General features: G+C 64.8%; 10 protein-coding genes and 1 pseudogene. 6 read left to right on the top strand and 5 right to left on the bottom strand.

Annotation, left to right across the window (positions count from 1 at the left end):
- Nucleotides 1–628: 628 nt before the first annotated feature.
- Nucleotides 629–1,480, bottom strand: coding sequence for an IS21-like element helper ATPase IstB (gene istB, locus ACZ60G_RS43820; RefSeq protein ID WP_465818308.1), 852 nt, complete (start codon nucleotides 1,478–1,480; stop codon nucleotides 629–631).
- Nucleotides 1,477–2,031: pseudogene (locus tag ACZ60G_RS43815) on the bottom strand (IS21 family transposase); the annotation flags it as partial. The gene istB and the pseudogene ACZ60G_RS43815, both read right to left, overlap by 4 nt.
- 380 nt (nucleotides 2,032–2,411) lie before the next feature.
- Here ACZ60G_RS43815 and ACZ60G_RS43810 point away from each other — a divergent pair.
- On the top strand, nucleotides 2,412–3,017 hold the full coding sequence (locus ACZ60G_RS43810; RefSeq protein WP_465818306.1) for a hypothetical protein: 606 nt from the start codon (nucleotides 2,412–2,414) through the stop codon (nucleotides 3,015–3,017).
- A gap of 294 nt (nucleotides 3,018–3,311) precedes the next feature.
- On the top strand, nucleotides 3,312–4,082 hold the full coding sequence (locus ACZ60G_RS43805; protein WP_465818304.1) for a hypothetical protein: 771 nt from the start codon (nucleotides 3,312–3,314) through the stop codon (nucleotides 4,080–4,082).
- 126 nt (nucleotides 4,083–4,208) lie between these two features.
- On the opposite strand, the gene ACZ60G_RS43800 is transcribed toward ACZ60G_RS43805, so the two are convergent.
- The 3 genes from ACZ60G_RS43800 to ACZ60G_RS43790 form a co-directional block, all read right to left on the bottom strand.
- A complete protein-coding gene (locus tag ACZ60G_RS43800) occupies nucleotides 4,209–4,487 on the bottom strand; it encodes a hypothetical protein (protein WP_465818302.1) in 279 nt (92 codons plus the stop codon).
- A gap of 379 nt (nucleotides 4,488–4,866) precedes the next feature.
- Nucleotides 4,867–5,463: a LysR substrate-binding domain-containing protein gene (locus tag ACZ60G_RS43795; RefSeq protein ID WP_465818300.1), complete on the bottom strand. Its 597-nt coding sequence runs from the start codon at nucleotides 5,461–5,463 to the stop codon at nucleotides 4,867–4,869.
- A 197-nt stretch (nucleotides 5,464–5,660) separates the two neighbouring features.
- Nucleotides 5,661–6,407 carry a GntR family transcriptional regulator gene (locus ACZ60G_RS43790; protein WP_465818298.1) on the bottom strand — a complete coding sequence of 249 codons (747 nt, stop codon included), beginning with the start codon at nucleotides 6,405–6,407 and terminating at the stop codon, nucleotides 5,661–5,663.
- Between the two features lie 114 nt (nucleotides 6,408–6,521).
- Here ACZ60G_RS43790 and ACZ60G_RS43785 point away from each other — a divergent pair, with 114 nt between their 5' ends.
- The 4 genes from ACZ60G_RS43785 (at nucleotide 6,522) to ACZ60G_RS43770 (ending at nucleotide 9,551) form a co-directional block, all read left to right on the top strand.
- Nucleotides 6,522–7,373: a fumarylacetoacetate hydrolase family protein gene (locus tag ACZ60G_RS43785; protein ID WP_465818296.1), complete on the top strand. Its 852-nt coding sequence runs from the start codon at nucleotides 6,522–6,524 to the stop codon at nucleotides 7,371–7,373.
- A 241-nt stretch (nucleotides 7,374–7,614) separates the two neighbouring features.
- A complete protein-coding gene (locus ACZ60G_RS43780) occupies nucleotides 7,615–8,550 on the top strand; it encodes an alpha/beta hydrolase (RefSeq protein WP_465818294.1) in 936 nt (311 codons plus the stop codon).
- Between the two features lie 51 nt (nucleotides 8,551–8,601).
- Nucleotides 8,602–8,748: a hypothetical protein gene (locus tag ACZ60G_RS43775; RefSeq protein ID WP_465818292.1), complete on the top strand. Its 147-nt coding sequence runs from the start codon at nucleotides 8,602–8,604 to the stop codon at nucleotides 8,746–8,748.
- A gap of 71 nt (nucleotides 8,749–8,819) precedes the next feature.
- Complete coding sequence (locus ACZ60G_RS43770; protein ID WP_465818290.1) at nucleotides 8,820–9,551, top strand: strictosidine synthase; 732 nt, start codon at nucleotides 8,820–8,822, stop codon at nucleotides 9,549–9,551.
- Nucleotides 9,552–9,936: the final 385 nt, after the last annotated feature.

The raw sequence follows: 9,936 nt of genomic DNA, 5'->3' as shown, positions 1-9,936 counted from the left end.
CTCAACGTCACCTGCTCGATATCCCTGATCTCGCCCTACATCACCTACCGGAAATATACAGACCAACTGGTCTCATCCAAGTTTGGCAGGTAGGGAACAGCCCCTCACGCCCTTGCTACCTCGTGCACGGCTGGTGCCGTCACCGCTTCCCTAGTTCGGGGACCCCCGCTCTCCGGAGGGATTGAATGATATTCCTGCGCCGTCAGCCAGGCGGTGCGCGGTGTTCCAGGCCGTGGTGAGTGCGGCCAGCTGGCCGAGGCGCCGACAACGCTCGGGCCCAACGCAAACGGGTCGTTTGCGATAGACCACAGCTTCGAGCTCTTCACCACCATGCCCTGGACCACCCGAATCACGAATCCGAACGGCTTCCGGATCGGCGATGTTCCGGTGAGGGCCGGATTCAGAAGTCGGCCAGCGGTAGTTCGTCGCCAGGGCCGCCGCCGAGCAGGACTTGGAACCGTTCGAGGCGGCAGCACAGCTAATGCATCACATGTGCGCATGGTTGCGGTGAGATCATCGAAATGGCTGGACGGGTGCGTCACCGACGACTCGACCGATGACTCCAAACATCGTGTCTGACATGCTGATTCCCGACGAATCCCGGCGTCACCCGCGGTCTGCGGGACGGTCAGCCTTGCGGTTCGAGTACCGGATCTTTCGCTGTGTTGTTCGTCGATGCTGCTGTCCTATGGGCCGTGGTTTGCGCGGTTCGGGTGAGCCGGTAGCTTCGGGTGCCGGTTTCGATGATGTGCCCGCCGAAGGTCAATCGATCGACAATTGCCGCGCAGAGCCGGGGATCGGTGAACGTTTTCGTCCATCCTCCGAACGACTCGTTGGATGCGATAGCGACACTGTTCTTTTCCTCCCTTTCGGTCAGAACCTGGAACAACAGCTCGGCCCCGCGTCGGTCCAGCGCCATATAGCCGAGTTCGTCGAGACAGAGCAGATCGACCCGGCCGTAGCGGGCGATGGTCTTGGTGAGTTGCTTGTCGTCGGCGGCTTCGACCAGTTCGTTGACCAGTTTCGTGGCGAGGGTGTATTTCACGCGGTAGCCCTTCATCGCGGCTTCGGTGCCCAAGGAGATCAGCAGGTTGCTCTTGCCGGTGCCCAAGTCGCCGATCAAGCACAGGAGCAGACCCTTCTCCACCCAGTTGCAGGTGGCGAGGGTATGGATCATCGCCGGGTCGACATTCGGGTTGGCGTCGAAATCGAAGGCCCGCAACGACTTTTCACGGGGGAACCCAGCCGCGCGGATGCGGCGCTCGCTGCGGCGGCGGGCGCGGTCGTCGCACTCGGCCAGCAGCAGCTCGGCCAGAAACGACCGATACGACATCTGTTCACGTTCGGCGCCGTCGGCGATCTCGGTGAACTGCTGACGGATCGAGGGCAGTCGCAGCATCCGGCATGCCTGGTCAATGGAGGCGTCAGCGGCTTGCTCGGTCATTCCGCGGCGCCGGGGCGTGCTCGAGGTGGTGGTCATGAACTGGTTCCTTCTGCGGGTGGGTAGGGGTGACGCAACAGCTGGTCGTAGACGGCCACCGACGGCAAAGGCCGAGTGTCGGGTGGTAGTTGCGCCACCCGGCGCGCGGTCGGCGACGACACTGGATTGGGTTCATCCAACTCCACCGGCGCGCGCGGCGGCTCTGTGTCGGCAATCTTGCGGGCCTCCAATGCCACGGCGTCGGCGGCCAGCGCACCGACCTTCAACGCGGCCTTCAGTCCGGCGACGACCTGGTGGTGGGACATGTGCCGATGCACCAGCAGCACCTCGATCAGGGCGCGGGTGCCGTCACGGTCTCCGTGCGCCTTGCGGGCCGCGGCCCACCACGCGTCATGGGCTGGGGTGAATCGGCCTATCGCGCGGGCCTGCTCCAACGCGGTCGCCCCGGCGAGTGCGCCGGGCTTGCGCATCAGCCCTTCCAGGTAGTGATCCAGATCCATACGGGTCTGTCCCTTGCCCGCGATCCGTTCGTGCCGGGCGACCTCGGTCCGGGAGTCGTAGACGACCAGCTCTGATGCGTGCAGCAGCACCGACCGCAACGCCGCCCGCACCGTCTGATAGCCGACGTTGTACTTACGCTGCAGATTCCGGCCCGACACCCCGGCCCGCGAATCCCGCCGGATGGCTGCATACAGCTCCACCTTGGACTGACGAGGCGGCGGCAACGACGGCTCCTACCAGACAGGTTCCGGGCCTCCGGACCAAGCACACGGAACGTTGCGGCGCAACCTACCACCATCACAACCAGGTGACGCCGAAATTCGTCTGCACCAACATCTTCAGATCACCCATGACGTTCAGATCCACCTGTACGTGACGTCGAAGATGACCTGTAGAACCAGATCGGGTCGCGAACACACGGGCGGGGGAGCCGTGGCTCACCGCGGAGTGCCGAGCTCTGGTCGAAGAGGTGAAGTCGGGCAAGGGTGTACTGGAGCTGGCAGCTCAGTTCGGCCGCACCGACGGCGCGATCCGCGCCCGCTGCCACATGCTGCTGCCACCACAGCGGCGGGCCGAACGCAACAGCAAGCGCTTGGCGGTGGAACTGCTGGGCCTGCAACTACGCGAAGACCCCGAATACGACTGGGAACAGCAGCTGCGCGACCATGCCACCGCAGCGGGCAAGCTGTATTGGAGCGAAGCCATGGACACCGCGCTGCTGGAAGGCTGGCAGCAGGGCGCGAACTGGCGCGAACTGGCGGCCGCGACCAACGCCACCGAACGGGAGATGGCGCGACGTCTCAAACTCCGTGGAATCGTCGCGAGCCTGCAGGAAGTCGTCGACCGCATCGGGTACGACCCCGACAGCAAGGGCGACGCCGACCTCGACCCGGCCCATCTCTGGGTGCTCGTCGTCTCGGGTCTGCGCGGACAACCACCCCACATCTCCCTGCACACCCGCCGCTCCGGCGCCGACACAACCCTTTCCGACCTGACCACCCAGCACCTCGCCATCGGTGGTCGCAGCGAAGAACTCGATATCTCTCTCGTCCCCCGCACCCCGACGACAACCTGAGCACCGCACTGCACCGCCCTTGCGGATGGATCAGCTCAGTAGCCCGATAGAAGGGGACTTCGAACATCGAAGGCTCATGAAAATGGCCCCGAACGCGATCTGCTCCTACAGGGGCCCGCGTGGTAACAGCAGCCGTGGCGGAACAAAAGAAGCCCCGGAGCGCATCGGCTCCGGGGCGTTCCCATGTGATTGCGCGGCAGCTCTTGTCTCCCGCATTCATCCCAACAATACCCCCGTAACGGCACTTCTCCTACCACAAGTGCGATAAGGGGCAGCCTTGTCAACCTGGCGGCGATGGGCAACGATCTGCTGATGCCTGCACGCCCGACGGTGACTTCAAATGTCACTCGCTACCTGAGCGGCCCCCGTATGGCGCCCTTCGTCCACGCCTCTTCCGGCGACAGCGACTTGGCTCTTGCGCTGTACCAGTGGAACCTTCAGTTAGCAGCGGCCCTGCAGGAAGTCCTCGGCGTAGTCGAAGTCGTTGTGCGCAACGCAATCGACGAGCAGCTACGCCAGTGGAACCCCACCCGCGGACGAGATTTCAAAACCGGCCAGCCCTACACGCCGGAATGGACCACAAGGCCGGCCGCACCGCTGGCCGGACTGGTCTCCAACGCCTTGGTCCAGGCCCGCACCCGCGCTCAGACCGCCTGCGGCAGTAGAGAACCCGGACACCCTCGCCACAGCGCACCGATCTGTCACGACGACATCCTCGCCCAACTGACCTTCGGACTGTGGTGCAAACTCCTGCCACCAGCGGACCCCAAAAAGGCTGGTCTGCAAGCACTGTGGACTCACGCCCTGAGCAACGCCTTTCCCCACGTCATAGCAGACCCCGCCACCAACACGACCGCCCCGGAAGTGTTGGTCCACGACCGGCTCTTGCGGATCGTTAAGCTGCGCAACCGCGTAGCGCACATGGAACCCCTGCTCTACGCCAACATCCCTGCCCGCCTCAGCGACTGCATGCATGTACTCGGCTACATCTCCCCGGACAGTCGCGACTGGTGCGGCGGAATCAGCCGTGTCACTGCTACCAACAACGCGCGGCCAGAAACCTGAAAGCGAATCGCGGCTCGGGGAGGCGCATTGCGTGTCTTGAAACCGGTTTCGAGACGCAGTCGCCACATGGGACTAGGGGGCGAGGAACAGAAGTACCCAATCCGGCTGCCGACCCGCACCTCTGGCCTAGCGGAACCTGCGCCGTTGCGAGGGCTCAGATTTCTTGGGGAGCCATGCCGCAACCGCGTTGGGTGGCAGGCGTAGTTCGACCCAGTTGTTGTGGTCGCTGCCGTCGTCATCGTCCGGGATAGCGTCGGCGCGGAGCCAGCCGGAGTCGCTGATTTGTGTAATACCCGCGACCGGGATCCCCTCGACCACATCGAGAGTGATACCGCGAAGCACTGGCGGCAGCGCTCCGAGGGCTTGCCGCGTGAGGTACAGGCGGCCAACCGATTCCGTCGTCATACCGCCCGACAGTAGGCGGCACCTCCGACATCTCCCCTTGCCGCTACATCGGAGCAGTCGTGGCAATTCGCCTCACAGGGCATGTCCCCTGGATTGACCAGTCGCAAGTGTTGTTCACCGGTCCGAACCGCTTTACGGGACCGCTGGAGATTACTGGTAACCCGCCATATTCGATCTGGTCGTATTCCTTGGAGAACGAGATCTCGGACATGGTGTCGTTGCGAACAGATCAGCACCAACCGAGGACCGCTGTCCGCACGCACTGCCGCAGCCAGCGGTGCCGCCGGTCGGTGTCGAAAGCTGGGTGCCGGATCATCCGGTACGGCATCGTGGCGATCTCGGCTGGCGCAGGCAGCACACACACTTGCGTGGTCTCTGCCTAGTCGCGGAGGAGTCGGCCGGGAAGTGTTGCCACCAAGTCGGTTCCGGGGAGCATGTGGAGGACAACGGTGTGGTACGGCACGGTGATGGCCGCTCGGCGGGGCCTTCCCAGGGCGGTCAGACGGTAGTCGACGTCGGGTTGGCCGCCGTCGGCGACGTCGACCACCACGTGGCGGAGGCTGAGATAGTCATCGAGAGTGACGACATCCCGATCGGTCAGTGGACGGTCGTGTGAAACCACGCATTTGAATTCCTCGGCCACGAGCTGCTCGGCGTTGAAGTCGTGAGGTACGTAGCCACCGTAGAGTCCCAGATCTACGGCGCCGCGGCGGATCTGCTCGTCGATGCCGTCGTGGCGCCAGCCGTGGAAGCGTAGTGGCGTGTCCGGCGATTGGGATTGGAGCAGCCGGACGATGGCATCGCCGTAGGTGTGGACCGCATAGTCGGTGCCGGCGATATTGACCTGTTGTGTTGACGTGCATGGGTCGAAATGCTCTGTTGCCAAGAGGGTTTCGAGTAGCGGGATGGCGGTGGTGAGCTGGCGGTAGATGTCCTCGGCGCGCGCCGAGCGCCGGAACCCGTCGGGATCGCGCACAAGCAACGGGTCATCGAGCAGGCGGCGGCGTCATCGTCGGTGCAATCATATTGCCGCACAACAGGCCACGCACGCCTCGATCTAACCTTCACCCAGGAAGTGCCTCTCTACGTCATGGTTCTTCGGACCCTCGCAAGTCCAGAGTCCTTTGCGAGACAGGCACTTCCTGCCGTTACACGGTCACGACACGCGAACGATCATGAATGACCCGGGCTAGGGGGCGTGCTCTCGTCGGGAACTGAGGCGCGGCGGGATGCCAACAGCGCGTCCGTCGTGCGCTGGATGTGCGCCGAGAGTTCCGCCACGGCACGGTTGGAGTCGCTGGCGAGCGCGGTGTCGAGAAGCCGGCGGTGTTCGCCCGCGATGTCCCGATGGGCACCGCCGGCGGCGGTGCTCGACCAGCAAAGGTAGACCTCCGAGATGTCCCGCAGGGAGTCAGCCAACCCACGGAGCCGGTGGTTCGGGCACGCCTCGTACAGCATCGTGTGGAACCTGGAGTGCACTTCCAGCCAGTCCTCGTTGATGGCGCCCGTCGAGTCGGCCGTGGGCGTGGCGGCCAGGGTGTGATGGGCCGCCACGAGGCGGGACTGCCACGCAAGGTCGCCCTGGCCGACAGACTGTCGCACGGCCTCGCACTCGATGTTGACTCTGAGCTCGGTGATTTGGCGCAGGTCTTCCTCGGACACCGTCATGACCCGGAACCCGAACTGCGGTTCGGAAGTCACCAGGCCCTGCTCCACGAGCCTCGGAAGGATCTCCCGCAGCACGCCGGTGCTTGCCTGGTAGCGCTGGCCGAGTTGGGCGAACGGGAGTCGTTCTCCGGGGCCGAGGCGGCCGTTGAGTATGTCGCTGCGGATGTCGGCGTAGACCTTCTCCGCTCTCGTCGGCGCTCCGGATCGGCCTGGCTTCGACAGTCTCCCACTGAGCATGTCTAAGTAGACCATATTCGAGGCGATGCCGAAACCAGTATAAAATTTCGGAATTTAGTTGACATGTCGAAATCCGTGGTCGAGACTGTTGGCAGACAGCACCCGACGATCCCCGCTTTAGGAGCGAACATGCGTTTGGCATCCGTGGACAACCGTCTCACCGTCGTCACCGCCGAGGGCAACGCGGCCGACGTCGCTCGGCTCAGCGATCAACGGTTCTCGTCCGATCCGCAGGCCATCTACGACCGATGGGACGAGTTCCGCGATTGGGCCGCCGACGCGATCCCGGCCGCAGGGGAAACGGCTGGCGCCGTCATCGCCCCCGACGCCCTCGGGAATCCCGTTCCGGCGCCGCGTCAGGTCTTCGCGATCGGGCTGAACTACCGCGATCACGCCAAGGAGGCGGGGCTGACGTTCCCCGAGGCGCCGCCGACGTTCACCAAGTTCCCCACCTGCCTCGCCAGCCCGTACGGAGACGTCCAGCTGCCGAGCGAGTCGGTGGACTGGGAGGCGGAGCTCGTCGTGGTCGTCGGCCGACGGGCGCACCACGTCAAGGAGGAGGACGCCTGGGGGTATGTCGCCGGCCTGACCGTCGGCCAGGACTTCTCCGAGCGGCAGATACAATTCGCAGGACCGGCTCCACAGTTCGGGCTGGGCAAATCGTTCCCCGGCTTCGGCCCCATCGGCCCGTGGCTGGTTACGCCGGACGAACTTGACGATCCGGACGATCTAGAGCTCAGCTGCACGATCAACGGCGAGCAGGTGCAGAAGTCCCGCACCTCCATGTTGATCTTCCCAGTTCCCACGCTGATCGCCGAACTGTCCGCGGTGTGTCCGCTGCTCCCCGGAGACCTGATCTTCACGGGTACACCCAACGGCGTCGGCGCGGCCCGAACGCCTCCCCGCTACCTCTCAACCGGTGACGTGGTCGTCACCCGGATCGAGGGAATCGGGGAGATCCGCCAGCGCTGCGTGGCATGACGACGAGCCCACGAGGAACGAACATGGCCCTTCATCACATGGCATCTGCCACCGTCGGCACACCCGACGTCGACGAAACCGCCGGCTATTACGCAAGTAGAACCGGGTGTTCGACGACGCGGCCTGGGGCTAATGGGGATGCTCGGAAAGTCACCGCCTCCGCGTTACACCAGCCCGGCGGCTCTGCCGCGGCCCTCCTACGCGGAACCATCGAAACAAGCGACAAAGAGGAAGTGATGGTATGACCCACCAGCCGCCCACGAAGTTCAACCGCCGGACCGTGCAGTTCACTTCGGGCGACTCCTACTGCTCGGCCTGGCTGTACCTGCCTGCCACCGCATCTGGCGCGCCCGTGCCGGTCGTGGTGATGGGGCACGGCATCGGTGCCACCCGGGAGATGGGGCTCGCGCCCTACGCCGAACGGTTCGCCGCCGCCGGGTTGGCGGTGCTGGTCTTCACCCACCGCCATCTCGGCGACAGCGGCGGCGAACCCCGCCAGGTGTTGTCCATGACCGAGCAGCTGGCCGACTGGGACGCAGCCCTAAAGTACGTGGCCGGGCTCCCCGAAGTCGACCGGCACAGGATCGCGGTGTGGGGCAGTTCGGTGGGCGGAGGCCATGCCATCGCCGTCGCCGCCCGGCATCCGGAACTGTGTGCCGCGGTCGCCCAGGTCCCCTACACCGACGGGGTGGCTTCAACCCGCGCGCACGGGCTCGGAATACGGGAGATCCTGGTCCTGAGCGGCGTCCTGGCCCGCGACTTCCTGGCAGCGGCGCGCGGGAAGGAGCCGGTCACCATTCCGCTTGCGGCACCGCCGGACCAGCTGGGCCTGATGACCGCGCACGACGCGCTGCCCGGAATGCTGAGGCTGGCCGACGGCTACGAGTGGGTCAACCGCGTAGCGGGCCGCAGCCTGATCGGCATGATCCTGTACCGGCCCGGCCGGGTCGCCAAGGACATCGCCGCGCCGATCCTCTTCTGCATCAGCAAAACCGATTCGGTCGCGCCGTCCGGGCCGACCGAACGCTACGTCCGTAAGGCGCCGCGTGGAGAAGTTCGCCACTATGACGCCGGCCATTTCGACTTCTACGTCGGAGAGGCATTCGAGCAACTGGTCACCGATCAGACCGAGTTCCTGGTCAGCCACCTTAAACCCGCACAGGTCACCAGCGGCTGAGCCAGGCCCAGACGCGTGTCCGAACCCCGAATCGACAACAAGGAGCATCCCATGCCTACCCTGAGCACCACCGACCTGACCGTCACCGAGTACGCGCTGACCCGCACCGTCGGCGTCACCGACCTCAATTCCGGCCACGGCGCCATCATCCAGTATGTGGAGAAGTTCGCCCCCATCGCCGCGAAGGTGGCCGCCTGATGTCCAGGACATCTCGCGCGACCACACTGCGCCCCATCAGGAAGCCGCTCGCGTCTGCGGGGGCGGCGTGGGTGCGCAACGACCAGCCCCGCCAGGTCGGAATGGACTACTGGGCAAACAAGCACTCGCAGTTCGTCACCGCCATCCCCGGCTTTGAAGAGAACCGCCAGGTCCATTTCGCCGAGTCCAATCCGGGCCTGTGGCCGGCCACTCCCGGAATCGAGACCGCCATCCCTGCCGACCGCAAGATGGACGGAGTCGCCGACATCACCTTCAAGTCCGTGTTCTCGTTGTTCTCCGGTCGCAAGCAGACCCAGCGCCTGGGCAAGGACGAGGCCAACGCGTTCCGGCGCACGGTGATGTACCTGAGCCCGCCGTACTCGGCCCTGTGGTACCCCGTTGCCGAACCCGGTGTGAAGGCCGGCGCGCACGCCTGGCTGTTCTTGCGCCGGCGCGAGGGCGTCCGCACGGGCGCGTTCCGCAAGCGCGTGAAAGAACTCGCCCAGGCGCTCGCCGACGCTGGAGAGCTGAGCGAATTGCGCACGCAGGTCTTCACGCCCTGGATCGAGGCGTTCTGGAACACCCCGAACGTCGCCCACGACAACCCGGTGGACCAGCAGTTCCACGCCTCGATGATCCTGGGCTTCGCGGATGCCGCGGCGCGGGACGACTTCTTCGCCAGCCCCGAAGTCGCGAAGCTCTCCGCGGATCTGGCGCCGCAGGTGTCGGCGATCCATGCCTATGCCGCAAAGGTCAGCACGTACATCAGGGACGGCAAGGTGCTACCGACCCCCGAACGCTGACGGGCGCATGTGTCGTTCGGGGCGACGGCGTCCCGCGTCAATTGGTCTGTGACCTGAGCGATCTCCTGCTTGTAGGCAACCCGATTCGCTGGCTGAGGTCGGCGAATACGGCTGAGCGAGTCGTCTTTCGCTTTGGTTATGAGCGCCAAAGATACTGACACACAAGGGAATACGACCAAATGATTCGGGTTTTGTGTTCGACAGGTTCCTGCGCTTGCAGGTGCCGGAACCCGGGCATGACTCAGTCGAGTCGGCACGCGCAAGAGGAAGAGTCGTCGTAACAGTGAGGTGGAGCAAGTCATGAAGGCAGTGCGATTCCACAGCACCGGAGGGCCTGAGGTCCTGGTCTATGAAGATGTGCCAGATCCAACACCCGCGGACGGTG

This window comes from Nocardia sp. NPDC102475, assembly GCF_055584605.1.
This window is presented reverse-complemented; position numbering and strand designations above follow the sequence as displayed.